The sequence below is a fragment of the Flavobacterium sp. DG2-3 genome, assembly GCF_030730925.1.
Lineage (GTDB): Bacteria > Bacteroidota > Bacteroidia > Flavobacteriales > Flavobacteriaceae > Flavobacterium.
Window position 1 is genome coordinate 15,360 of the sequence record NZ_JAVAMB010000014.1, and the last position, 26,862, is coordinate 42,221.

The following is a 26,862-nucleotide window of genomic DNA, read 5'->3' on the forward strand; positions in this document are numbered from 1 at the left end:
CAGATTAATGGATTACTTGGATTATTCTTTGCTAACTTTTTTTATACTCTTTTGTTTTCAATGTGCTAAATATTTTTCACGCAGATTTAGCAGATCCAGCAGATTTAAAATTTCTAATTTGCAAATCTTTTTAATCATTTAATCTGTGGCAAAAACAACTTACATCTTCCCTTTTTTATTCAGTACTTCCAATTGTTTATCTAAATATTTAGCAAATTCTTCTTTGGTTTTAATTCCGTTTACTTCTTGTTCCCAAGCTCCCAAAAGATAAAAAGTCACCGCTTTTGTAGTTGGTTTAAAAACTAAAAGATAATCTAAATCTGTATCTGCGATATTTTCGATAGTACTAATTTCATAAAAAATTGCCATTCCTAGCTTATCTGGAACCAAAGATTGTTCTCCGTAAGTTGCCAAATACGCCCATTTTTTATTTTTGCTTTCTTTTTTAAGAAGCTCAGCCGTTTTTTGTTTTACAATTCCAGTACAGATTCCTTTTATTGCCTGAGACGCTTTAATGGTATGCTGTGTGTATAATTGGTCTGGTTTAATTGTCAGTTCAGAAATAAAATCAATTTTGTCTGAAGCGGTTTTCCATCCGTAATAATTTACTTTTACCGAAGATTCATTCGATTTATTAGCCACAGTTGCGATAGTCGAATCTACTTCACGGAAGTGTAATTTTTCATTGTTTAAATAACGGTCGATAGAACCAATTCCGATTCCTTTTCCTGCTTTCAAGATATCAGCTCCCCAATCGCTCATGTTATGGTAAGAATCAAATCCGTCTTGTCCTACAAGCGGAAGAATATTTTCTGATGTCTTTTTCCCGAAAATATCAATCGCATTTCTCCAATCTAAATACAAACGGTAACCAATTCTGTTGTTCTCCCATCCTGGTCCTTCGTAACGAATGTCAAAAGAATGATCGGTATGTTCTGGAGCCAGTTTTAATCGGTCCACATTTTTAAAAACAGTTCCGCCTTTATACTTTCTTCCTTCCCATTTTCCGTCTGTTTTTGCAGATATTTCGGCGTAGGTTTTATTGGTTTTAATATCGTATTTCTGCGCGTTTATGGCCGTTAAACCTGCGAAAAATAAAACTGCTGTGGTGATTTTTGCTTTCATTTGTATGCTAAAATTATTTAAAAATTGTATCTAGAAATCGTACGCTGTACGAAATTGTCTGTGTAAACCAAGGATCGTAAAACCAAAATGAATGTGGAGAATCTGGAATAGTCTGCACTTCACTATAAATTTTATTTTCATTCAAAATCTTAATCATATCGTCTCTCCCCGCATGAAATCTCGGAATACTGCTGCAGATGTATAACACCGGCGGTGTGTTTTGGTCAGTATGGCTTAGCGCCGAAGCATTTTTCCAATTTTCAGGTATTTCATCTGATTTTCCTCCTAACCAAAATGCTGCCATATCTCCTTCTGACGATTCTGGATGTTTGAATGCCAGAACTCCATCTACATCAATTATGGCATGGACTTTTGAAGAAGAACGGCTTTTAAAATTTGTATCTTCAAAAAGCGGATTGTTGTTTGTTGTACCAATTAAAGCTGCCATTTGCCCTCCCGAAGAACAGCCTAAAACCGCAATTTTATTTGGATCTACATTAAACTTTACTGCATTGTCTTTGATAAATTTTATTGCATTCTTGACATCAATAACTCCTTCTGGATATTTTGCTTCTAATGATAATCGGTATTCGATTGCAAAACAAGAATAGCCTTTTGTTGCAATTTCTTTTCCTATAAACTGCATTTGGCTTTTATTTCCTGATCTCCATCCGCCACCGTGAATTAGGATAACAGCTGGATTTTTTTTCTTTTTTGTATGAATAAATGCATCAAAATGTAAAGTACGATCTTGCTTTTTATTGTAAACTAAATCGAATGTTTCTGTTACGTCTGGATTTGCTTTTATTTCAGGAATGGTAATAAACGGATATTTCTTAATTAATTTAGCATAAGTGCTTTTAATGGTATACGACGTATCTACCTTGTACTGCTGGCTTTGCATTACAATGACATTAAAAAATAACGCTAAGATTAATTTAAATTTTCGCATTTTTAATCTTTACTATTTAGTTAAGAAAGGAGTTCGACCGATAGTCAAACTCCTTTTTAACTACTTCAAAAAACATAGTTCTCAAAAAACTAACAAATTACTAATAACCAGGATTTTGAGGAAAATCTTTATTCTGATTCAAATCTAAAGCTGATTGCGGTATTGGTCTTAAAATTTTAAGTTGACCGTCTATACCAACAAAGTTTGCTTCTTTTATTCTATAATTATGAGCAGAAGCTCTTGCAACCAAAGTTCCTGTACGTTTTAAGTCGAACCAACGCTTGTATTCTCCCAATAACTCTCTTCCTCTTTCGTCTAAGATATAATCGATATTAAACTGAGCCAAAGTCGCATTAGCAACACCTGCTCTTCTTCTTACTTCGTTTAAACGATCTAATCCTGTTCCTGGATTTCCTGCTTTTAAATACGCTTCTGCAGCAATAAGATACGTTTCTCCAAGTCTAGAAATAATGATATCTCTTGTGCTCACAGGTCCTGTGCTTGATGGCGTAGTCGGATTTGCATCATCAAACTTCTTAACTGGAATTGTGTAACAGTCTAAGTTTTTGATTAATGTATGTGCTGCCGAATATTCTCCCCAAGGGTGGTATACAAATGTCGAAGCTAATCTTGAAGCATTAGTTGTCATATAAGCCGTTTTGTCTGCAGGTGTAAACCATTTTGGTTCGTAAAAATGTCTCACTTTTAATGAAGCTGGATTTGAACTTCTGTAATACGGGTAATATAAAATTGTTTTTGTAACTCCGTTTACTGTTTCTGGCCCTTCTAAAATTTCGGTCATAAAAGTGGCATTCCATCTTGCATCACCTTTTTCATATAAACCTAAAGCATAATCTGTAGGACATAAATTGTAACTTCTTAATGGCGCTCCTGTTTCTGCTCCTCCTAAATAAGAACTGAAATAGTAAAACTGATTGTTACCCAACTCTGTTGGATTTGTGCTTACTGAAGCTTTATCATATTGTACAGAAAAAATCGTTTCAGCATTCAAATCGTTATCAGTACCAGCTGCCGTTGTAACAAATAATTGGCCAAAAGGAATGTTTAGTGCCTGCCCTGCAATTGCAGCATCTGCATAGGTAGCCGCTTTTGAAAAATCATCTGGTTTTGCAAAACTTTCGTATCCTCTAGTTAAGTAAACTTTTGCTAATAAATCGTTTACGGCTCTCTTATTTACTTTTCCAGCGGTACTGTAAGCAGCAGTTCCTGCATTAGCCAAAGCAAAATCTAAATCTGATATGATTTGAGCATATACTTCTTCTGCACTGTTTCTTGTAAAAAATAAAACTGGACTTGTAATATTATCATTTACAATTGGCACACCGCCATAAGTCTGAACCAATAAGAAATAGGCATTTGCTCGTAAAAATCTTGCCTCACCTACTAATGTATTCAGATTGGGTGTCTGTTCTGTAATTGTAGAATAATAAATCGTTTTATTTACAGACTGAATCAGCTGATAACAGGAAACATATAAATCTTCAACATTTGTAGAAGATGGTATTAAAAGCGTATACTGGCTCAAACCTGCTGGTTCTGGAGTTCTTCCTTCGGCATACATATCGGTTCCAGCTTCAAAAAGCCACGGATTTTTTCCATAAATTCCTTTTAGCCACGCATAATTTGTATTGACTAATAACTGAAATCCTGAGGCTGTTTTATATGTTTCATCCGCTGGCACATACGAGCGGCTATCTTCTTCAATATAATCACTGCAAGAGCTTACCGCTGCTGCAATTATTCCTATCATTACTAATATTTTTTTCATTTGATATCTTTATTAAAATTTAACACTTAATCCCAATTGTGTAGTTACAGCTGCCGGACGGTTTACACCAAAAGGTGAAGCGGCCCACTCTGGATCATATCCATCAAAATTTGTAAACACAAATGGATCTAAAACGTTTACATAAATTCTGAAATTAGAAATTTTCAGTTTTTTCAATAATTCAGAATCTAGTGTATAACCTAAAGATATATTTTTAATTTTCACATAAGAAGCATCTCTATAATATCCGAATAAAGAAGTCCAATAAGCTCCAGCTCCAGTTGCAACAGGTCCTGGTCTTGGATTGGTATTATTTGCGTTTGCTTCAATTCCTGTTCCATTAGTAGGAATAAAATAATCCATTGCTAATTTCTGGCGTCCTCTATCACTGACGTCAGCAAAGTTTTGGTGAAAAGTACTCAAAACTGTTTGTCCTTGACTTGTAATTACTGAGAAGTTAAAATCGAATTGACCTACATTTAATTTAGAATAAAAACTTCCTTGCCATTCTGGATTTGGATTACCAATTACAGTTCTATCATCTTGGTTAAATTTACCGTCACCATTTAAATCTTTTGGTCTTGCCTGCCCTGGAGCCATTCCATAAGAAGCCGCTGCTGCCGCTTCGCTTTCCTGCCAAACGCCATCATAAACATAATTGTAGTTCGGGTTAAGAGGCGCACCAAGAATCAATTTATTACCAATATCACTTACTTTATCTTGATTGTAAATAGACTCTAATTTATTTACGTTTTTAGTGAATGTGAAAGTAGTTTCCCAAGTTACCAAACGAGATTTGATGTTTTTAGTAGTCAATAAAACCTCTACCCCTTTATTACTTACAGAACCAACGTTAGCAAAAGTATTTTTCCATCCTGATTCTGATGGTAATTGCTGTTTGTAAATCAAGTCATCAGATAATCTGTCGTACACGTCAACAGAACCTGAAATTCTATTTTTTAGAAATCCAAAATCAATACCTAAATTATATTCTCTTGTTTTTTCCCAAGTTAAATCAGGGTTTGCTAAATTCTCTGATTGCCATCCTGAAACCACATTTGGACCTGCTGCATAAAATGTCTGCTGGTTTAATAAGGCCTGAGAAGTATAAGGAGCTACGTTGTCATTTCCTGTGTAACCTAAACTCGCACGCAGTTTTAAATCAGAAACGAAAGAACTATTTTCTAAAAACGATTCTTTGCTTAATTTCCATCCTAAAGCTACAGAAGGGAAACTTTGCCATTTATTTCCTTCAGAAAGCACAGAAGATCCATCCCATCTTGTAGAAGCAGTAATTAAATATTTGTCTTTAAACGCATAGTTTAAACGAACTGCATAGGAGTTTAAAGTGTTTTTTGCAAAAGATGATTTTACCACATAACTTGTCTGAACACCAGAACCCATATTATCTGTACCTACATCAAAAGGCTGGTTGTTAGAATATAATGAAGAAAATTCATCTGTATTTGAATATAAACTCTGAAGCAATAATAAACTAAAATCATGAACATCATTAAAAGTATGTTTCAAATCAATCTGATTATCCCAAGTATAATTGAAGTTGTTTGAATTTTCTAGAGTTGCAGAATTTTTTCCGTTTAATGTTACCCCTGCATTCGTCTGTGCTGTATACGCTTTTGAATTTTGCGAATCCATAATTCCCGCCGCAAAAGTTGTTTTAAACGAAAGCCATTTTAACGGCTGATACTGGAAATAAGCATTACCAACTGTTTGCCAAGTTTTTTCTGTTTGAGAAGAATTAGCAATTTCCATTAATGGATTTACAGTTGAAGTTTTATTGATTGCCCAAGCTCCATTAGGATAAGTTAACTTACCTGGAAGAAAAAACAATGTTCCAACTTGCTCGTTTCCTGCTGCATCAATTGCCCACGGAGACATTAAAGGACTCAATCTAAATGCGTCCTGCATGGCTAAATCACTACCTAACTGATTGTCTAATCTAGCAATCGTAACGTTTACACCTGTAGAAAACTTATCATTTATTTTGTGATTTAATCCTAATTTGAATGAATATTTATCTGTTGAATCATTTTCAATTAAACCACGATCACTCTGGATTCCGAAGCCTAAATTATAGCTTAAACCAGAATCTGAACGGCCTGTAATATTTAAATAATTATTCTCTGTCATTCCAGATTTTAGTACTGCATCATACCAGTCAAAATTGTAACCGCTGTTAGCACGAGATACTAATAACGGACTTTGGTTTCCTGCCAAAGCAGCCAATTGCGCTGGAGTTTGTGTTGCAGGAGTTGCACTCATGTAAGCCACTTGGTGAAATTTCCACCACTGCTCTCCTGTCATCATATTTGGCAATCTTGTCGCCGTTTTATTTCCGTAAGAAGTATCAAAAGTTACACTGATACCTGCTTTTGCACTTGTTCCGCTTTTTGTAGTTACAATGATAACTCCATTAGAACCTCTAGAACCGTAGATTGCTGCAGATGAAGCGTCTTTTAGAACGTCCATTCGAGCAATATCCTGCGGATTTAAGAAATCAATTCCATCCATCGGAACGCCATCTACAACGTATAAAGGTGAAGAACCTACCATAGTCGAATTACTAGAATCAGCAATCAAAGAGTTGTTTCCTCTAATAACAACTTTAAATCCGTCTCCTGCACGACCTGTAGAAGATGAGATCTGGACCCCTGGCGTGCTTCCTTGAATCGCTTCTAGCGGACTGATTGTGTTTCTTTCTGTAATAGTAGCCGCACTGATCGTACTAACAGATCCGGTAAGATCTGTCTTTTTTACAGAACCATATCCTACTACAACTACTTCAGTCAATGCATTTGACTGTTCTGCTAAACTTACATTGATTTTAGTTTTTCCAGCAACACTTACCTCCTGTGTCTGAAATCCTAAATAGCTAATTATTAAAATTGCTTTACTGTTTGATACATTAATTTTAAAACTTCCTTCAAAATCTGTCGAAGTTCCGTTTTTAGTCCCCTTTTCATTAATGTTTACCCCTGGCAGTGACATACCCGTAGCGTCGGTAATCTTTCCCTCTATTGTGGTTGACTGTGCGTTAATAGAACTGCACAGTAAAAAATTCAGGAAAAAGAAAAATACAAAGTACTTATCTTTTCTCTCAGATAATTGTTTAATACTCATGTGGTTTAAAGTTTGGTTAATTGATAGTGTTTAGTTTTTAATAGATTCTACTTTTTTCTCATTGATATAGGTATTTATAAAGTTTATATTTTTTACATTTTTTAATAAGTAGACCGAATCTACTTTTTGGATTTTTACATTTTTCAGCGTAATATTCTCAACTGGAGACTCCGCGTAACCTTCTGCCCAAACGCTGTATTTTCCACCGTTTTTCACCGTGACATTCTCTAAGCTTATATTTCTGATCGTCGGAATAAAATTTCCTATCTGAGATCCGTATACGTTGTAAAACATGTTTAGTTTTAAAACACATTCTTTCACCGTGCCCACTTCAAGATTTCGAACATAGACATCTTCTATAATTCCTCCTCTTTTTGAATTTGTTTTAATGCGAATGGCACGATCTAAATTTGGACTGTCCATCACACAGTTTTCAACAAAAACATTATTTACTCCTGCTGAAATTTCACTTCCAATTACAACACCGCCGTGTCCATCAATCATTTTGCAGTTTTGCACAATTATATTTTTACTTGGTATTGCCACTCTCCTTCCGTCGCCATCTCGTCCTGCTTTAATAGCAATACAATCATCCCCAGTATTAAAAGTGCAGTTTTTGATTAAAATGTTCTGCGAATATTCTGGATCACAGCCGTCATTATTCGGGCCATGGCTATTGACCGTTACTCCGTCAATAATCATGTTATTGGTTTTTATCGGATGTAAAATCCAAAAAGGAGAATTAATAATGGTTACATCTTTTATCAAGGCTGTGTTGCATTCAAAAAACTCGATAAAGTTTGGTCTTAAATAACGTCCTTCTCCAAAAACTCTTTCTGCTACCGGAATCCCTTTTTCTGCCATATCCACCAAAACCTCACGATTTGTTGGATCATTTTGAGATGGAATTCCTTTTTTCCAGCCATAATTTTTTCCTCCAGACCAAATCCACCAATTGGTGCTGTCAGCCTGACCGTTTAAAGTCCCTTTTCCTGTAACTGCAATATTGGTTTTGTTTTTAGCATAAATAAGTGGCGAAAAGTTCATTACTTCTGTACCTTCCCAAGAAGTATGCACAATAGGATAATCTTTCGGGTTTATACTAAAAAGAATCTCAGCATTATCTTCTAAATGCAAGTTGACATTGCTTTCTAAATGAATCGCTCCTGTCAAATATTTTCCGTTTGGAACCAAAACTCGACCGCCTCCATTTGCTGCACATTTTTGTATTGCTTTTTGGAAAGCTACCGTGTTTAATGTTTTTCCATCAGCAACAGCACCAAAATCATTTATGTTATATATTTTATGTGAGAAATCTGTTTGCGGAATACTTTTTACGACCAAATCCATTCTCTGCCATGGATTATCTGATGAGATTGAAGAAGAATGTCTTGTGCAAGATGCCAATGACAGCCCCAAAGCAGCGAAAAAAAGAATCTTTTTAAATGTGACTATCTTATTTGTAATCATTTGTATAGATATTTCTTGTTTGGACGCCAAAAATCTTAAGATTTATGTAATCGATTACACGAAAGTAGAAAAATTGTTCTAAGAGACCAAATTAATTTAGAAAAAAATTATATATTTAATTTTTATTGCAAAATTTAATTACATTTAATGCAAAAAATTAGATAATTTATTATCATTGTAGAATCTAAAACGTTTTAGCTTTTCGATATGGTAATCGATAACAATTTTTATTACATAATGAAAAAAAATGTACTTTTGTCTAAAAATAATCCGAAAACTTTTTTTTGAATGAGTGAAAAAGTAACTATTTACGATATTGCTGAAAAATTAAACATCACAGCTGCAACAGTTTCCAGAGCGTTAAACAATAATCCTAAAATAAAGGAAGCGACGCGTGAGTTGGTTATCAAGACAGCTGCTGCGATGAACTACAAGCAAAACAAATTGGCACTAGCTTTAAAGAGCGGTCGAAGCAATAATATCGGAGTTATTGTTCCGCGTATTGACAGTAACTTTTTCGCTTCGGTTATTCGAGGAATCGAAGAAGAACTTTATCCTCACGGTTATCAGGTTATCATCTGCCAAACGCATGAAAGCATTAAAAGAGAAAATGAAAACCTTCATACGCTGGTAGATGCACAGGTAGACGGTATCATGATGTCGGTTACTGGTATTTCAGATGAAAATGATAGCGCTTTCAGAAATGTTTTAGAAAAAAATGTCCCTCTGATATTTTTCGATAGAAGCAAACATATTGATGGCGTAAGTTCTGTAACCATTAATGACTTTAAAGGAGGCTATTTAGCCACCAAACATTTAATCGATGAAGGTTGCCGACATATTGCACATTTTTCTGGAGATCAGTCTTTAGATATCTTTAAAAACAGGTTTTTAGGCTATAAACAAGCTTTACTAGACAACGGACTTCAATTTAACGAAGAATATGTTATTTACGTAAAAAGTAGTGTTGAAGCAGGTAAAGAAGCTGCGACTGCATTATTGGGTTTACAAACTCCGCCAGACGCGATATTCTCTTCTAGTGATTTCGCCGCTCTAGGCGCAATTCAAGAACTTCAAAACAGAAATATCAGTATTCCAAATGAGTTTTGCGTAGCTGGTTTTAGTAATGAGCCTTTTACTAAATTCATGGAATTATCGATCACTTCTGTAGATCAGTCGCCTTTAGAAATGGGAAAAATGTCTGCTCGCGTTTTCTTAGAACAGGTCGACAAAACCGATACAATCAAAATCGAAAAAAAGGTTGTCCTTGCCCCAGAATTACACATTCGTAAATCTTCTACTAGAACTAATTTCTAATTAGTTTTTAAACCATATAAGTGATATAAGTTCATTTTAAGCTTTCCTGCAAGGTTTCCAAAACCTTGTAGGTATTTACTTTTATAGTAAAACAAAATTTCATTATTCTATTTCGCATTTTCAACCGCTGAGCGCAGGAGACCTACAAGGTTTTGGAAACCTTGCAGGAAATCAATACACTTAAATGTTATTTTTTTTTGCTGCAAAAAAAAGTCCATCTAAAAGTATCTTTTAAATGGACTTATATAACTTATATGGTTTAAAAACCTACAACGAGACTCCTCTTTTCCAAGGAATAAAATCGTTCTGATTTAATATCGCCGCTTTAGTTTTTACCGTACCACTCGCAATATCGATAATAGTTTCAAGCATTTCATCAGCCATTTCTTCGATAGATTTTTCTCCTTTGATGATTCCACCAGTGTCAATATCGATAATGTCAGACATTTTTGCCGCCAACTCTGAGTTAGAAGATATTTTTACTACTGGCGCAATTGGATTTCCTGTCGGAGTTCCTAAACCTGTTGTAAACAATACCATATTCGCTCCCGAGCCTACCATTGCAGTTGTACACTCCACATCATTTCCTGGCGTACATAACAATGTTAATCCTGGCTCGTTAATATACTCACCATAATCGTAAACACCAGCAATTGGAGATGTTCCTCCTTTTTTAGCCGCTCCTGCAGATTTCATAGCATCCGTAATCAAACCGTCTTTGATGTTACCTGGAGATGGATTCATATCAAATCCTGAACCAGCATCAACAACTGTTTTTTCGTACCACTTCATCAAATCTAAGAAACGTTTTCCGTCTTCGTCATCCACACAACGGTTTACCAATTCTTGCTCTACACCACATAATTCTGGGAATTCAGAAAGAATTGTCGTTCCTCCTAATGCTGCCAATTTATCAGACAAAACTCCTAAAGTTGGGTTAGCAGAAATTCCAGAGAATCCGTCAGATCCACCGCATTCTAAACCAATTCTAAGCTTAGATAATGGAGCTGGTTCTCTCTTAATTTCGTTTGCTTTTTTAATCGCTTCAAAAGTATCTTTTACCACACTGCTCAACATCGTTTCAATAGTTCCGATAGACTGCTGATCGTAAATTAAAACAGGCTTTTTACTGTCTGGATTAATAGCATCTAAAGCTTCTTTAAAAATTGAAATCTGAAGATTTTGACATCCTAAACTCAATACAGTCGCTCCAGCTACGTTTGGATTGTTTACATAACCAGCTAAAAGCTTAGCTAAACTATGAGAATCCTGACGAATTCCACCACAACCTCCTTGGTGCGTAATGAATTTTACTTCGATATTATTGAACAAGTTAGCGTCGTTTGAAGCTTCTTGATTTCCTGCTCCACCCGTTTCTGATTTCACCAAAGAACGCAACAATAATTGATAGTCGTTTTCTTTAGGTTTCATCAACTCTTTCTCAAAAATGTCTTTTAAGATTTCGATGTTTCTGTTTTCACAAAAAACCAATGGAAAAAACAACCACACATTTTCTGTTCCAACCTGCCCGTCTTCTCTATGATAGCCCTGCCACGTTCTGTCTTTCCATTTATCCACATTTGGAGCTGTCCAGCCAATAGTTTCCGTTTTACCTGTAACTTTATCACTCTCGTGTTTTACGTTTGCAGTAGAAAGCAATCCTCCTTTTTCGATTCTTGCACTTGCTTTTCCAACCAAAACACCATACATAATGATTCTGTCTCCTACATTAAAAGGAACCATTGCAATCTTATGTTTCATTTTCACATCAGACTCAACAGCAATTGATTGTCCTTCAAAATCAATCACTTCGCCAGCTGACAGATTTACCAAAGCCACCGCTACGTTATCAGTAGGATGTACTTTTATTAATTTTTTCTGCGTTGCCATAATTAACCTTTGTTCTTTGTTCTTTTTGTTTTTCTTTTATTTTCAAGCAATTGAGTATAATTCACTTTTTCTCAATCTTACTCACAATCTTAAATTTAAATCTCCATAAATCTGCTTTAATCTGTGTAAATCTGCGTGAAAAATATTTCACGCAGATTATAAAAGATTTCAGCAGATCAAATTAGATTTTAATCTTAGATCCTCTTTATTTTATTCTTTCTTGAAACTTAGCAAAACCAGCTTCAATTCCGTTTGAATCAATTTCTTCTAAAGCTATTGTAATTGCTCTTGTTAATCCTGGAATTTCTGTTAAGTCTTCATCCCAGAAAGATTTATTTTGTAATGTCAAACGAGCGATTTTCTCGTAATCATCAGATTTCCAAAGTCCGCTAAAAAACGTTATAATATCTTCACCATCTTTAACCGGTAATTCTTGTCCGTTCCATGTTCCTTTATAAAAGCGAATTAAACTCGCTAATGAGAAAGTCAAATTAACTGGTAATTTTTTGTTAGCATTATAATATCCTAATAAACTAGGCAAAACTCTTACTTTGAATTTCGAAATAGAATTTAACGCAATATCAGCAAGTGCATGTTTGATAAATGGATTTTTAAATCGGTCCATCACTTCCTCACAATAGGCAGTAATTTCATTTTTATCCATATCAAGCGTTTCACTAATTTCACCAATAACGCTATTTACAAATTTTCCTGTAAAATCTCCGTTAACAGTTTCCATCACTAATTTATTACCATACAAAAGTGAAAAAGGAACCATTGCCGTGTGAGAACCGTTTAAAATACGAACTTTAATCATTTTAAAAGGACGTATATCATCAACAATTTTTACATTCAAATCTGTTTTATCAAAAGGCAATTTTGCTTTTAAATCATCTCCACCTTCAATAGCCCAAAGGAAAAAAGGTTCAGCAGCAACAATTAAATTGTCCTGATAATCTAATTTACTATTGTATTCTTCAATTTCAGCTCTTGGGTATCCAGGAACAATTCTGTCAACCAAAGTACTGTGATAGGTACAAGCATCAGATACCCAAGTTTTAAATGCATCTTCTAATTTCCATAAATCAACATATTGCAAAATATATTTTTTCAGTGTCTCTGAGTTATAATCAATCAATTCACATGGAATAATTGTTACTCCTTTAGAAGCATCACCATTAAAATGTTTAAATCTTTCATATAATAAAACCGTCAGCTTTGCAGGAAACGACACGGGTGGCTGCATGTCTGGAGTATCACTTCCAATGAATTCAATTCCAGCTTCAGTAGTATTAGAAACAATAAACTGAAGTTCTTCTTCTTTAGCCAAAGCCAAATAATTTGAAAATTCAGTATAAGGGTTTACAGTTTTTACAATATTAGAAATTAACTCAATATTTTGTATTTTTTCACCTTTTTTGATTCCGTTCATAAACAAAGTATACAAACCGTCCTGATCATTAATCATGTTGACCATACCGTCTTTCAAAGGCTGAACTATTGCAATACCGGCATTAAAATCAACTTCAGTATTTAGTTTGTGAAAAGCGTAATCTACAAAAGCTCTTAAAAAGTTCCCTTCTCCAAACTGAACAACCTTAATTGGCTGTAACTTTTCTAATCCTGTATTTATTCTATTTAATTTTTTCATTTTAAATTTTTCTTTAAAGTGTTTTAAATAACCACTATAAATCCCTATTGTTTATGTCCTTTTTTTAAAACTGTAAATGAAACATTACACTCGATTGGGTAAAATAAAGTCTGCTGTGAGGAATGGCAAACCAAATTTTTCAAGCGTAATGCTCAATTACAATCTCTAAAAATCTAAAAAAAACTTATAAAATAAGGAGTTCGGCATGATTACCCCTTAATCTATTTTCTAATATCTTTTATAATGTCAAGAACCTGTTTCACTTTTGCAGTCAGTCCTTCGAAATCTTTATTCTCTAATATGTCTTTTGAAATTAGCTGCGAACCTAAACCAACGCAAGTAGCACCTGCATTTAGCCAAGAACTCAAACTTTCAACCGTTGGATAAACACCTCCTGTAGGCATAATGTTTGTCCATGGACAAGGGCCTTTTATAGCTTTAATGAATTCTGGTCCGTAAATATCTGCTGGAAATAATTTTACAATCTCACAGCCTAATTCTTCTGCTCTTGCAATCTCTGTCAAAGTTCCGCAACCTGGCGACCAAAGCACTTTTTTGCGATTACAAGCTATAGCTATATCTTCTCTAAAAACCGGAGTTACAATAAAATTCGCCCCTAAACTCATATATAATGAAGCCGAAGCTGCATCTGTTACAGAACCCACTCCTAAAATCATTCCTGGAAGTTCTGCTAAAGCATATTTGTTTAAAGCTCCAAAAATTTCATGAGCAAAATCACCACGGCTTGTAAATTCCATTAATCTAGAACCTCCGTCGTAACAGGCCTTTAAAACTTTCTTACTTAATTCGATATCCGAATGAAAAAAAAGCGGAACCATTCCGTTTTCTTTCATTTGAGAAGCGACTTCTATTCTTGAATATTTTGCCATTTTTTATTTTAAAATTATCTTGATACTAATGCAGAACCATCACCATCAATCATATTTTCCACTTCTTTTAAGGTAACCAAGTTGTAATCTCCAGCAATGGTATGTTTTAAGCAACAAGCCGCAACTGCAAAATCCAACGCTCTTTGGTTATTATCATATTCCAATAAACCGTAGATTAATCCGCCCATAAAAGCATCACCGCTTCCTACGCGATCTACAACTGGAGTAACTTCTTTTACAGCAGCGCTGTGAATTGCTTTTCCGTCATATAAAATTCCGCCAATTCTTTGGTGAGAAGCGCTTACAGAATAACGAAGCGTTGTTGCAGCAATCTTCAAATTCGGAATTAATTGAAACAATTTATCATATACCGCAGGAAGCGTTTTCTCATCCTGATAATTCGGATTCATTTTCGGAATTCCTAACATGAAATAAGCAGTATCAATATCTCCCAAAATCACATTGCTGTATTGTAGCATTTCTGGCATTACTTCGCTTGGCGTTTTACCATATTGCCACAATTTTGATCTGTAATTTAAGTCGCAAGAAATTTTAATTCCTTTTTTATGAGCCACTTGAATTGCTTCTAAACAAGCTTCGGCAGCACTTTGAGAAATTGCTGGTGTAATTCCGCTCCAGTGAAACCACTCTGCTCCTTCCAAAACTGTTTCCCAGTCAACTTGCCCTTTTTGAATAGTCGACATCGCACTATGTGCACGGTCGTAAACTACATTACTGCCACGTGTTCCTGCTCCAGTTTCCAAGAAATAAATTCCTAAACGTTCTCCGCCGTAAACAATGTTTTTCGACTCCACGTTCATTTTTCTCATTTCTTTTAATGCCGAAAAACCAATTTCGTTTTCTGGCAGTCTGGTAACAAATTCGGCATTTACACCATAATTTGCCAAAGAAACACAAACATTAAATTCACCGCCTCCATAAGTAGCACCAAATGCTGTAGACTGTGAAAAACGTAAATGTCTCTCTGTCGAAAGACGAAGCATGATTTCTCCAAATGCAACTACTCTACTCATATTATATTTTTATTTTACCATTAAAGGTATTTTTACCATTAAGAAATTAAGGAAATTAAGTTTTCTTTATTGAAAGAAAATCCAAAATAAGTTAGAGATTTTCCAATTCTGAACCTGAAAGGTTCATATGTTTATAGATCTAAAATATTCTCAAACATACGACTCCGTAGGAGTCGAACGTGGCTAAAATTATTCATTTGCTATAAACATGTGAAGCTTTCAGCTTCTAAAATCAGATTCCAAAAAAAAACTTAATCTCTTAATGTCTTAATGGTTCAAAAAACTTTTCTTAAAATTTGAAATACTCTTTTGCGTTATTGTATGAGATGTCAGAAACTAATTTTCCGATCCATTCCATATCGTTTGGCAATTCTCCTCTTTTGATTTCGTCTCCCAAAAGATTACACAAAATACGTCTGAAATATTCGTGTCTTGGGAATGATAGGAAACTTCTAGAATCTGTTAACATTCCAACAAAACAGCTGATTAATCCCATATTAGACAAAGCATTCAATTGTTTTGTCATTCCATCTTTCTGATCTAAGAACCACCATCCAGAACCAAATTGTACTTTTCCGCGAACGCTTCCGTCGTTGAAGTTTCCAATCATTGTTGCCATAACTTCGTTATCTGCAGGATTTAGGTTGTAAATGATCGTTTTAGTCAATTTATCTTTACTGTCTAAAGCATTTAAGAAAGCAGATAATTTTTGAGCTTGAGGATAATCTCCGATAGAATCCCATCCTGTATCTGGGCCTAAAATTCTGTGCATACGAGCATTATTGTTACGCAATGCACCTAAGTGAAACTGCTGTACCCATCCAAACTCATGGTACGTCTCTGATAAGAAAACTAAAATAGCACTATGGAATTTTAAAACTTCTTCTGGAGACAATTCGCCGTTTTCTCTTTTCTTTTTGAAAATAGCATTTACTTCACTTTCTGTAAAGTTTTCAAAATCAATTTGATTTAAACCGTGGTCACTTAATTTACATCCGTTTGCATTAAAGAATTCAATTCTTTTTCTTAATGCAGACTGTAAATCAGCATACGTGTTAATTGCAACTCCGGACACATCCCCTAATGTGTCCAGATATGCATTATATCCATCATTAGCAATTAAGATGGCTTTATCAGGTCTGAAAGCTGTACTCATTTTGATTCCAGTCGAATTGTTTGCGAATTTCTGGTGAAATTCTAATGTATCGATTGGATCTTCTGTAGTACAAACCAATTCAGCGTTTACTTTTTTAAGAAGATTTTGCGTGCTGTATGCTGGAGAATTTACTTTTTCTGAAGTTTCTAAATAAATTTTCTCAGCTGACTTTTCATTCAATAAATCATAAATATCAAAATAACGAGCCAATTCTAAGTGCGTCCAGTGGTACAACGGATTACGCATTGTGTACGGAACTGTTCTTCCCCAGTTTAAGAATTTATCTTTATCTGAACCGTTTCCAGTTACAAACTGCTCGTTGATTCCTAATGTACGCATTGCACGCCATTTGTAGTGGTCACCGTTAATCCAAACCTGAGTGATATTGTCAAAGATTTTATCTTCTGCAATAAACTGCGGATTTAAGTGATTATGGTAATCTATGATTGGCTGATTTTTAGAGTAATTGTGATACAACTCTTCAGCATATTTATTTTCTAATAAAAAATTATCGTTGATGAAAGTCTGGCTCATGTCTTTTAAAATATAATTTGAAAATTATTCTTCGTTTGAAGGTTTTCCGATTGTCGCAAGGATTCCTCCGTCAACATACAAAATGTGACCGTTTACAAAATCACTTGCTTTTGATGATAAAAATATCGCTGCTCCAGCTAAATCACTTGGATCTCCCCATTTAGCCGCTGGCGTTCTACTAATAATAAAATCATTAAAAGGATGTCCGTCTACGCGGATTGGCTTTGTCTGTTCTGTAGCAAAATATCCAGGACCAATTCCGTTGATTTGAACGTTATACTTTGCCCATTCTGTTGCCATGTTTTTAGTCAGCATTTTCAAGCCTCCTTTCGCAGCAGCGTAAGCAGAAACTGTATTTCTTCCCAATTCACTCATCATTGAGCAAATGTTGATGATTTTTCCTTGTCTTCTTGAAATCATTCCTTTAGCAACATGCTTAGAAACAATAAACGGACTTACCAAGTCAATATCTACTACTTCTCTGAAATCTGAAACTTCCATATCTAGAAGCGGAATTCTTTTGATAATCCCAGCATTGTTGATCAGGATATCGATTGGTCCTACTTCGCTTTCAATTTTCTGAACAGCAGTTTTAACTTCCTGCTCTTCCGTTACATTAAATTTGTAACCAACTGCATTAATGCCTTCACTTTTTAATTCCGCTACAGCGTTATCAATTTTTTCTTGAGAAGAATTTCCGTTTACTACAATTGTAGCTCCCGCTTGACCTAATCCTTTTGCCATTGCCATTCCAAGTCCGTGTGTAGAACCTGTGATAAGGGCAACTTTTCCTTTTATATCAAATAAATTTGTCATTTTCTTATCTTAAATCAGTGATTTTACAAACATCCATATCTCCGTAATCTAAGTTTTCACCCGCCATTCCCCAGATAAAAGTATAATTACTAGTTCCTGAACCTGAGTGAATTGACCAAGGCGGAGAAATTACTGCCTGATGATTGTTCATCCAGATGTGTCTTGTTTCCTGCGGTTGTCCCATAAAGTGGCAAACTGCTTGATCTTGTGGAATATCTAAGTAAAAATAAACTTCCATTCTGCGATCGTGTACGTGCGCTGGCATCGTATTCCAAACACTTCCTGGCTTTAATTCTGTCATTCCCATTTGCAATTGGCAAGTTGTAACTACACTTCCAATAATCATTTGGTTTACAGTACGGTGATTTGCAGTTTCCATTGTTCCCAACTGTAATTTATTAGCTTCAGCTAAACTTACTTTTTTAGTTGGATAAGTGGTATGTGCTGGTGCAGAGTTTAAATAAAACTTCGCAGGATTGTTTTTATCATCACTTTTAAAAACAACTTCTTTATTTCCAGCTCCGATGTACAAAGCATCTTTAAAACCTAACTCATACGTTGTTCCTTCTACTACAACAGAACCGCTTCCTCCGACATTAATAATTCCTAATTCTCTTCTTTCTAAAAAATAAGGAGCTTTTAACGGATCTATAGTTTCTAAAGCTAAATCGCCTTTTACAGGAACTGCAGAACCTGCAATGTATCTGTCGTAATGCGAGTAAACCAATACTACTTCATCTTCCTGCATTAAGTCATCAATCAGGAATTCTTCTCTCAATTGCTGTGTATCATATTTTTTAACAGCTTCAGGGCTTGACGCGTATCTTGAACTATATTTTGTCATAATTTTAAATTAATGTAATCGATTGCACAAAATTATATTTTTATATTTAAATAGCATAATTGAAATGAAAAAAAATGTTTCAATTATCAAAAAATCTATTAAAGATCGGTAATTGGACGGTATTTTGGAACTAAAGTTTTCATTACTATCCATCCTGTCAAATAACAAACCGCACAAATAGAAAAAATAATCATGTAACCTGAATTGATTCCGTTTGCAACAGTATCTCCTGCAGCGGTAAGCGATTTTAAAAAGTCTTCTAAATTTGCTACTCCTTTTTCAGCAAGAAAAGCCTTTTCTGTTACTGCATCTTGAAACTGAGGATATTTTTCCAATAATGGCTGACCGTTTACCGTACTCCAATTTCTTTGTGTAAAATCAAATAATACACCTGAACCTTTGTTGATCAATGTTGAACCAACACCGCCCGCTAATCCACCGATACCGGTAATCGTAGCAATTGCTTTCTTAGGAAACATATCTCCTACTGTAGTAAAAATATTTGCTGACCAAGACTGGTGTGCTGCACCTGCAATACCGATAATGATTACGGGAACCCAATAACTAATATATCCTAAAGGCTGAGCCGCTAAAGCCAACAGAGGAAAAAAGGCAAAAATTAACATCGCTCTCATTCTGCCTTCATACGGGTTCATTCCTTTTTTCTCTACAAAATAAGTTGGAAGCCATCCGCCAATAATAGACAGTAAAGTGATCATGTATAAAATAAACAATGGGAAAGCTGCTTGCGTAGAATCCATTCCGTAAACTGAGCTTAAATATGCTGGTGTCCAGAATAAAAAGAACCACCAAACACCATCTGTCATAAATTTACCAAATGCAAAAGCCCATGTCTGTTTGTATTTAAAACAATCCTTTAAAGAAACTTTAGTCGTAGTTTCTGGCTTATAACCTTCGATTTTACTATCTGCAATATCATCTTGCTGAATATAAGCTAATTCTTCTGGCGTTACTCTTGCGTGCTTTTCTGGTTTATCGTACATAAACATCCAGAATCCCATCCATACAAACCCTAAAGCTCCTATAATAATAAAAGACATTTCCCATCCGAAAGATTCTGCAATAAAAGGAATTGTAATTGGTGCCGCTAAAGCTCCAACTGTTGCTCCCGCATTGAAAATACTTGTTGCAAAAGCTCTGTCTTTTTTAGGAAAATATTCTGCTGTTGTTTTAATAGCTGCCGGAAAGTTTCCCGCTTCTCCAACTGCCAAAACAAAACGAGCAAAAATAAATAAAGCCACACTCACATTGATTACTAACGCTGTATCGCTTATTGTACCGATTATTTCTTTTGAACCATGAAAACCTACAAACCATTCTCCAGTAATAATTCCAGATGTGGCGATTCCGCAGAATGCATGAAGACAAGCTCCTACAGACCAAATTCCGATTGCCCAAAGAAATCCTTTTTTAGTATCCAACCAATCTACAAATCGGCCCGCAAACAAAAGAGAAACTGCATAAAAAATAGAAAATAAAGCGGTAATGTTTCCGTAATCGTTATTCGTCCAGTGAAATTCAGGCGCAATAAAATCTTTCCAGGTTAAAGAAAGAACTTGTCTATCTAGATAATTGATTGTGGTTGCAAAGAATAGCAAGGCACAAATGCTCCAACGGTATTTTCCTGTAGATTTGATGCTTTCATTTACTGCAACAGTTTCGGTTTGATTCATAGTAAGTGGGTATTATAGTTTTTATAATTTTGGTAATCTTAAAAGACTATATTTACTGCTTTCTAAAAATATTAAAATCAATAAATTAGCACCTTTAAAGAAAATTAATGTAATCGATTGCACAAATATAGTTTTTAATCTGTACAATCCAAATAATATTGTATGAAAAATTATTTTAAGTCATTAAATAAACATATTACATAAAAAAAAGAATACAAAATTACACATTAAACAATATATTTGTTAAAAGCCAATAGGTGAATTTCATCCTTTTTAAGGGGTAAAATTGTCCTGAAATTTATATTTTGGAAGTTTGTTTCATTTTAATTTCCCTTTTCGAATAATGCTATTGAATTTCTTTCGATAAAACCAAATAAACAATTGTACAACAATTAATTAAAATTCAAATTGAAAACTACAAAAACACGATCTTTAAGAGGAGCAGCGCTTACTTTTCTTCTTTTTTCAGGAATATTTACTGTTAACGCTCAAAATCAAATTATTCCGCTTTGGAGTAAAATTCCTGACGAAGTAAAAGCTTCTGACTACAAAGAAAAAGAAGTCGTGAAAGATGGAAAAATGCAGAGCACAAGTCAGGTTTCTGTTCCTACTTTAAGCATTTTCATTCCGAAAGAAGCAAAACCGAACCAGACAGCTGTTGTAATTTGCCCAGGTGGCGGCTATACTCATTTGGCCTTTGAAAAAGAAGGAACAAAAGTTGCAGAATGGTTTAATAGTTTAGGAATTGCCGCTTTTGTATTAAAATACCGAATGCCGACAGATTTAACAATGAAAAACAAAAATGTCGGTCCGTTACAAGATGCTCAAGAAGCGATTCGTTACGTAAGGCAAAATGCATCAAAATGGAATATAGACCCAAATAAAATTGGAATTTTAGGTTTTTCTGCTGGAGGTCATTTGGCTTCTACCGCATCAACTCATTACGATGATAAAGTTTACGAATCTGCTTTTAAAGTAAGTGCACGTCCCGATTTTTCGCTTTTGATTTATCCTGTAATTTCAATGGAAAACGAAATTACTCATAAAGGTTCGCAAACCAATTTGCTTGGAAACAATCCTTCAAAAGAATTAATAGATTCTTTTTCGAATGAAAAGAAAGTAACTTCTAAAACACCACCTACTTTCTTAATTCATGCCACAGACGATACTGTCGTGATACCAGAAAACAGCATCAATTACTATTTGGCTTTAAAGAAAAATGGAGTTTCGGCAGAACTTCATATCTATGAAAAAGGAGGCCACGGATTTGGTTTAGGCGTTGCAGACACTAGCAAATTTTGGACAAGAGACTGCGAAGAATGGTTAAAAGCAAACGGATATAATTAAAAAAAAGAAGGGCAAAACTTTTACAAGTTTTGCCCTTTATCAAAAAAAAAAAAAAAAAAAACAAAAAAGGAATTAAAAAAAACATTTTTAATATCCTTAAGCAGTAACCTCTTGTTCTGCTGTATTTTTCAATTTAGGAACAGGAATTCCTTTACTTGCTACTTTTGGTTTTGCAGCAGGTTTCTTTTTACCAAATTTCTGTTTTCCCCACCAGATAATAAATCCTGTAATTGGTAAGCTGGCAGAAATTAAACTAGCTAAAAAGGCTATAATTTTTCCTGTAAGTCCGAGAACACTTCCTACGTGAATATCATAATTCATACGTCGGATTTTGTCTGGAATGTTGGCTTCGACATACTTTCCTGAGAAAGGCGTTTTAATCGAGATTTCTTTCAAACTCTGCTGATCATAACTATATCGGTCCATATTATAAAAAGTGTGTTTTTGTTTGTAAACAAAAGCACCAATAGGATCTGCAGGTTTCGCTGGAATACTAATTAAAATTCCCGCTGCCTGAGGATTTTCTTTTCTTAGATTCAATAAAACTTTATCGGCTGTTGTAATATTGAATTCTTTTACATGAGTTGTGTCAGATTTTGGAGATTCGCGGTTTTCAGTAAGCGGTTTACCTCCAGATGTTACCCAATACAATGATTTACTCCACCATCCAAAACTCCATACTAAGCCTGTTACGGCTATAAAAAACAGGAAAATACAGCTGTAAAAACCAAACACATTATGCATATCATAATTGACACGTTTAAAGCTGGCATCCCATTTAATTTTAAAACTTTTATCTATAATAGATTTTATCCATTTTGTAGGCCACCACAAAACGATACCTGAAATTAATAACACGACAAAAATTAAAACTGCAACTCCAACAATTGGCCTTCCAATATCGTAAGGAAGCCATAATGCTCGGTGTCCGTTTAAAATCCATCTGAAAAAATCTGGAGAATCTCCTCTCGAAAAAGTTTTTACATTTAATACTTCTCCCGTATACGGATTCATATAAACGCTTATAAAAGTTCCAGATCTTCTTCCGCCTTTACGTTTTTCACCTTTTCCTTTTTCCTTACCTTTTTCACCAGGTTTCAGTTCCGATTTTGCTTTTTCTGATTGATTTTGAGCAAAATCTTTTTTACGTTCTCCCCTTTTATGTTCACCTCTTTTATTTCCTCCTTTTTCACCTCTTCTCCCTTCGCCTTCTTCTTTTTTCTCCACAAAATAACCTACAATTGCTGCTTCGTCTTTTGCACCAAAAGTTACACTTGTAGCTTTCTTGTCTTTCATTTTTTTATCTGCAATGGTAACCAATTGAGAGGGCAGTAAAAATGCTTCTTTCTGAGGTTTTACAAAACGCCAGTCTTCAATAAAATCTTTTATTTCATTTTCGAAAACATAAATACAGCCTGTAAGACTGACAATAACTACAATAATTCCAGATGCCAAACCAAGCCACAGATGCAGCCAAGCCATGATACGCTTAAAAAGCGACTTTTTACTTTTTTTCTTATTATTTGGTTTTGAAGAAGAAAACATATTCGGATAGATAAATAGGATAAATAGAAAAACCGCAAGTCCTCATAAAAAATAAGGACTTACGGCAAAAAATTATTAGTATTTTAATTTCTGGATTGCAGTAATTTGTCCACCTTCAACTTTCATACCTTGTGTCGCTACACCAGTTGTTCCATTGATAGCGTAAATCCAGTTTCCATCAGGAGTATTTACACCAAGAACAGCTGAATTTCCATCTTCTGTTGTAATATTATAACGAGTAGTAGCATTTGATAATACAGCAGGCATACCAGTAACCCATTTAAAAGTTTGGTTGTACACATCAGCAACAGCTAACTTAACAGCTCCTGAATTAGTTCCTGGAGTTCCGTACATTAATAATAAGAACTTACCATTTGAGATATAACTTGTTGAAGAAATCTTGTATCCTCCAGATTTTTCCTGAACATTAAAGAAGTAAGATTTGTCAAATTCTGTAGTACCTTTATTAATTCTAACAATAGCTGAAGGTTTTGTAGAGCTTACAACATTATTAGCTGTTGCAATAGCTCCAGAAAATCCATAAGCGTCTCCTTTTTCATCTTGGAACAATCCATTAGTAAAATAAGCTCCTAAATAACTAGTACGGTTATCTTTGATTACTTTTTCTAATTTTAGATCTGGATAACTATAAACAGCTACCCAAGTACTATCAGGATGTCTTGTTCCAAAAGTATCTGGAGCAATACCATTAATTTTCATATAAGGCATAAATACTTTATCTCCTACTTGAGTTGCCCAAGTAAAGTGAGCTCTTTCAGCTAAATCTGCATTTTTATTTCCAATTAAAAGTCTAGTATCTTGTGATACTGTTCCTGTAAGTACAGATTGTTCTGCATCAACTTTATACATATAAGAAATTGAAGCGCCACTTCTTGGTACTTTTACCATTAAAATATCTTTATTAACTGGTGCAAAAACTTGTACTGTCTCTGCTTGGAAATTTGAAGTTTTAGTTAAATTTCCATCCGCAGTTAATCCATAAGTAGTAACAGCTCCTGGATTTCCTTGACCGTAAAGGAAACTAAAAAATTTGTTTTGAGTAGATAGGTAATAACGATATGTACCGTCTTGTTCTAGTCCGTTTCCTGCTGTGGTAATTAATCCCTTTGAAACGTCGTCTGCAGTTAATAAATAATCTGCTACTCCAGTTGCTCCTGTAGAAACGGTAACTATATATTTTGATTTTCCTGTTTCTCCACTAGCTCCCTCATTTTTATCATCATTACTTTCGCATGAAATAAAAGTGAAAGCAAATGCAGCCAATAATAAAGGTAATTTGCTAATTGTTTTCATAAGTATTAAAAATTTATATTAAAATTATTTGTTCGATTTGTTAAAGAAGTATCTAAATTTTAGATAAAAAGCACGACTAGGTTTTTGAAGTGAAAAATTATCTACAAGTTCATTATCCAATAAGTTCTGGCATTCTAAGGCAACGTTGTATTTTCCATTGGCCATCGTGTAAACCAAGTTTAAATCATGCTTAAGCTGTGTAGGAATATCGTGTTTACCATTTGATCCTCCTCTACTTGGCCAATACAGATAATAAGCATGCACATAAAGAAGATTATAACCTACAGATAAATTATTTCCTTTCTTAAATACATCGTTAAAAAAAACTGTTGCATCTAGATTACCAAATAAATAAGGGATATTGGGCACTCTGTCTTTATAATAGTAGGAAACATAATTTTGCTCTGGCTCATATTTGGTCATATTGCGTATATCCTGATACGTCATATTAATACCAGAAGTAAATCGGTTTTTATAAGAGTATCGAATCTCTCCATCAATACCTTTTGTTCTTACACTTCCTTGATTAACTGTTACCGTTTTGTTCTGATTGTTATTAAATTCAGTCCGAATAAAATCAGTAGCATTACGATATATACCATTTACATCAAATGTTAAGGCATTAATTTCATTAAAACTAGTTTGATAACTAAGACCTACATTGACATTGTTACTCGATTCTGGTTTTAAATTATTATTACCCTGCAAATTATCATTAGGATTACCAAAAATTTCATTTGGTGTAGGTAATCGATAGGTTTTTTCATAAGAAGCTTTTACTTGTAAATTTTGCCTTAAATAATAATTGCTTGCTCCTCCATAACCTAAAGAAGATGATTTATCATTTAACTCCTGATAGGCAACATCTCCCCAGTTTCCAGAAGGATTGTAACTTCTGGTGAGAGTAGTTTTTAAATCATAATTCTTTACAAATAATGAGGTGCTCCATTTTTGATTGTAGTCAAATTTATAGCCAAATGCCAAAATATTCTTTTGTAGCTTTTCAGGTTGCTGATACGTTACAGACTCAGGATAAAGTTCATCGCTTCCTTTACGGTCAAATGTGTTAAATGTATTGTTTAGCAACAATGAGTGACGTTCTCCTATAGCATAATTAGCATTAAAAGTAGCTACTCCATTGTTGTTTTTAAATTTATACAAGGATCTGCCAGCTTCTCCGCCTGGGCCTTCATTTTGTGTATATTGCCCAAACCAATTGTATCGTCTATTTACTGTATCTACAGTTTGTTCATAACCAAAATTAAAATTTCCCGTTACATCCACATTCAACCCTTTTGTAAATAGATCTTTTACCTGGTATTTCAAAGTAGGCATCAAAGTATTCCCGCGTCTATACCTTTCGCCAAATACTGCTACCATTCTGGCTCCAGTTTGAATATCGGCCTTATTTTGTCCAGCTGTAAAACCCACCATCAATTTATCGGCATATTTTTTACCAGTAATTCCAATTTTAAAGATTACCGTTTCGTTATGGTAATTATCATGAAATCTTCTTACTCGAGTTTCAGGATAATATTTACCAGTTTCTAAATCATTAGTTTCAACATTTACCCAGTAATTATTATCCGAATAATTTTGAAATGCGTTAATCTCTGTAGTAAAACCACTTTTTGAAGTATAACCTGCGTTTATAGCAGTTTTAAATGTGTTGAATGATCCAAAAGAATAAGAAGCATCCACATAAGTTCGAGGTTTGCTATTCGTTACAATATTAACAGCTCCACCCAAAGCATCTCCACCCAACCAAATAGGCACAACACCTTTGTAAACCTCTACACGATCAGCCAGATTAATTGGAATATTATTGATTTGAAAAGAGGAACCAAAATTATCCATCGGTACGCCGTCAATAAAAATTTTAATTTGGTTTCCAGAAAATCCATTAATCGATAATTCTGATCGAGATCCTACACCTCCAGCTTCACGAAAACGTACGCCTGACACTCGATCTAAGGCATGTGCCAGATCCAAAGTAGAGTTGTGCAGTTTTTTTGCATCAAGAGCAGTTACATTATAAGCTTGTTTATTTACCTTATCAACTGCCGAACGCCCTATTACAGATACGTTTTCTAATTCTTGCAATTCACTTTCCATTTTAATCGAAAGATCTAAATTGCCTGAAACTTGAATTTGTTTTTTTTGAACTGAAAATCCCATTGCAGAGATTTTTATAGTGTGTTTTCCTGATGGAACATTTTTTAAAACATAGTTCCCTTTTTCATCTGACATTACACTTAAACCTGTTTTTTCGATGATAACGGTTGCAAACGGAACGGTTTCTCCAGAATTTTCAACAACTTTTCCTGACACTGTAAAACCTTGATTTTGCTGG

Annotated in this window: 18 protein-coding genes; 2 read left to right on the forward strand and 16 right to left on the reverse strand. The window is 34.5% G+C overall.

Annotated elements, in window-relative coordinates:
• Positions 1–159 precede the first annotated feature (159 nt).
• The 5 genes from Q9Q97_RS17310 to Q9Q97_RS17330 all read right to left on the reverse strand — a co-directional run bounded on the left by Q9Q97_RS17310 (position 160) and on the right by Q9Q97_RS17330 (position 8,477).
• Positions 160–1,125 carry a DUF4861 family protein gene (locus tag Q9Q97_RS17310; RefSeq protein WP_306159378.1) on the reverse strand — a complete coding sequence of 322 codons (966 nt, stop codon included), beginning with the start codon at positions 1,123–1,125 and terminating at the stop codon, positions 160–162.
• A 13-nt stretch (positions 1,126–1,138) separates the two neighbouring features.
• Positions 1,139–2,077 carry an alpha/beta hydrolase gene (locus tag Q9Q97_RS17315; RefSeq protein ID WP_306159380.1) on the reverse strand — a complete coding sequence of 313 codons (939 nt, stop codon included), beginning with the start codon at positions 2,075–2,077 and terminating at the stop codon, positions 1,139–1,141.
• A 100-nt stretch (positions 2,078–2,177) separates the two neighbouring features.
• Complete coding sequence (locus tag Q9Q97_RS17320; RefSeq protein WP_306159382.1) at positions 2,178–3,866, reverse strand: RagB/SusD family nutrient uptake outer membrane protein; 1,689 nt, start codon at positions 3,864–3,866, stop codon at positions 2,178–2,180.
• A 12-nt stretch (positions 3,867–3,878) separates the two neighbouring features.
• The gene (locus Q9Q97_RS17325; RefSeq protein WP_306159384.1) at positions 3,879–7,007 is read right to left on the reverse strand and encodes a TonB-dependent receptor; all 3,129 of its coding nucleotides are present in this window, start codon (positions 7,005–7,007) and stop codon (positions 3,879–3,881) included.
• A 30-nt stretch (positions 7,008–7,037) separates the two neighbouring features.
• Positions 7,038–8,477 carry a glycoside hydrolase family 28 protein gene (locus tag Q9Q97_RS17330; RefSeq protein ID WP_306159386.1) on the reverse strand — a complete coding sequence of 480 codons (1,440 nt, stop codon included), beginning with the start codon at positions 8,475–8,477 and terminating at the stop codon, positions 7,038–7,040.
• A gap of 288 nt (positions 8,478–8,765) precedes the next feature.
• Between Q9Q97_RS17330 and Q9Q97_RS17335 the strand changes: the two genes are divergently transcribed.
• The gene (locus Q9Q97_RS17335) at positions 8,766–9,794 is read left to right on the forward strand and encodes a LacI family DNA-binding transcriptional regulator (protein ID WP_306159388.1); all 1,029 of its coding nucleotides are present in this window, start codon (positions 8,766–8,768) and stop codon (positions 9,792–9,794) included.
• A gap of 267 nt (positions 9,795–10,061) precedes the next feature.
• Here the strand turns inward: Q9Q97_RS17335 and Q9Q97_RS17340 are convergent, their stop codons facing one another.
• The 8 genes from Q9Q97_RS17340 to Q9Q97_RS17375 all read right to left on the reverse strand — a co-directional run bounded on the left by Q9Q97_RS17340 (position 10,062) and on the right by Q9Q97_RS17375 (position 20,303).
• The gene (locus tag Q9Q97_RS17340) at positions 10,062–11,684 is read right to left on the reverse strand and encodes a UxaA family hydrolase (RefSeq protein ID WP_306159389.1); all 1,623 of its coding nucleotides are present in this window, start codon (positions 11,682–11,684) and stop codon (positions 10,062–10,064) included.
• Between the two features lie 205 nt (positions 11,685–11,889).
• Positions 11,890–13,335, reverse strand: a complete 1,446-nt coding sequence (locus Q9Q97_RS17345) for a tagaturonate reductase (RefSeq protein WP_306159390.1) — start codon at positions 13,333–13,335, stop codon at positions 11,890–11,892.
• Positions 13,336–13,556: 221 nt separating this feature from the next.
• The gene (locus tag Q9Q97_RS17350; RefSeq protein ID WP_306159392.1) at positions 13,557–14,225 is read right to left on the reverse strand and encodes a bifunctional 4-hydroxy-2-oxoglutarate aldolase/2-dehydro-3-deoxy-phosphogluconate aldolase; all 669 of its coding nucleotides are present in this window, start codon (positions 14,223–14,225) and stop codon (positions 13,557–13,559) included.
• 14 nt (positions 14,226–14,239) lie between these two features.
• Positions 14,240–15,259, reverse strand: a complete 1,020-nt coding sequence (locus Q9Q97_RS17355) for a sugar kinase (RefSeq protein WP_306159394.1) — start codon at positions 15,257–15,259, stop codon at positions 14,240–14,242.
• A gap of 289 nt (positions 15,260–15,548) precedes the next feature.
• Positions 15,549–16,949, reverse strand: coding sequence for a glucuronate isomerase (gene uxaC / locus Q9Q97_RS17360; protein ID WP_306159396.1), 1,401 nt, complete (start codon positions 16,947–16,949; stop codon positions 15,549–15,551).
• A 24-nt stretch (positions 16,950–16,973) separates the two neighbouring features.
• Complete coding sequence (locus Q9Q97_RS17365) at positions 16,974–17,765, reverse strand: gluconate 5-dehydrogenase (RefSeq protein ID WP_306159398.1); 792 nt, start codon at positions 17,763–17,765, stop codon at positions 16,974–16,976.
• Positions 17,766–17,769: 4 nt separating this feature from the next.
• Positions 17,770–18,609, reverse strand: coding sequence for a 5-dehydro-4-deoxy-D-glucuronate isomerase (kduI, locus tag Q9Q97_RS17370; RefSeq protein WP_111377125.1), 840 nt, complete (start codon positions 18,607–18,609; stop codon positions 17,770–17,772).
• Between the two features lie 98 nt (positions 18,610–18,707).
• Entirely contained in the window at positions 18,708–20,303 is a 1,596-nt protein-coding gene (locus tag Q9Q97_RS17375) for an MFS transporter (protein ID WP_306159402.1), read from the reverse strand.
• A 408-nt stretch (positions 20,304–20,711) separates the two neighbouring features.
• On the opposite strand from Q9Q97_RS17375, the gene Q9Q97_RS17380 reads away from it, so the two are divergent.
• Positions 20,712–21,650, forward strand: a complete 939-nt coding sequence (locus Q9Q97_RS17380; RefSeq protein ID WP_306159404.1) for an alpha/beta hydrolase — start codon at positions 20,712–20,714, stop codon at positions 21,648–21,650.
• Between the two features lie 96 nt (positions 21,651–21,746).
• On the opposite strand, the gene Q9Q97_RS17385 is transcribed toward Q9Q97_RS17380, so the two are convergent.
• From Q9Q97_RS17385 to Q9Q97_RS17395, 3 genes are all read right to left on the reverse strand, one after another.
• Positions 21,747–23,195: a PepSY domain-containing protein gene (locus tag Q9Q97_RS17385; RefSeq protein WP_306159405.1), complete on the reverse strand. Its 1,449-nt coding sequence runs from the start codon at positions 23,193–23,195 to the stop codon at positions 21,747–21,749.
• A gap of 75 nt (positions 23,196–23,270) precedes the next feature.
• Positions 23,271–24,509 carry a DUF4374 domain-containing protein gene (locus tag Q9Q97_RS17390; RefSeq protein ID WP_306159407.1) on the reverse strand — a complete coding sequence of 413 codons (1,239 nt, stop codon included), beginning with the start codon at positions 24,507–24,509 and terminating at the stop codon, positions 23,271–23,273.
• Between the two features lie 24 nt (positions 24,510–24,533).
• Positions 24,534–26,840, reverse strand: coding sequence for a TonB-dependent receptor (locus Q9Q97_RS17395; protein WP_306159409.1), 2,307 nt, complete (start codon positions 26,838–26,840; stop codon positions 24,534–24,536).
• Positions 26,841–26,862: the final 22 nt, after the last annotated feature.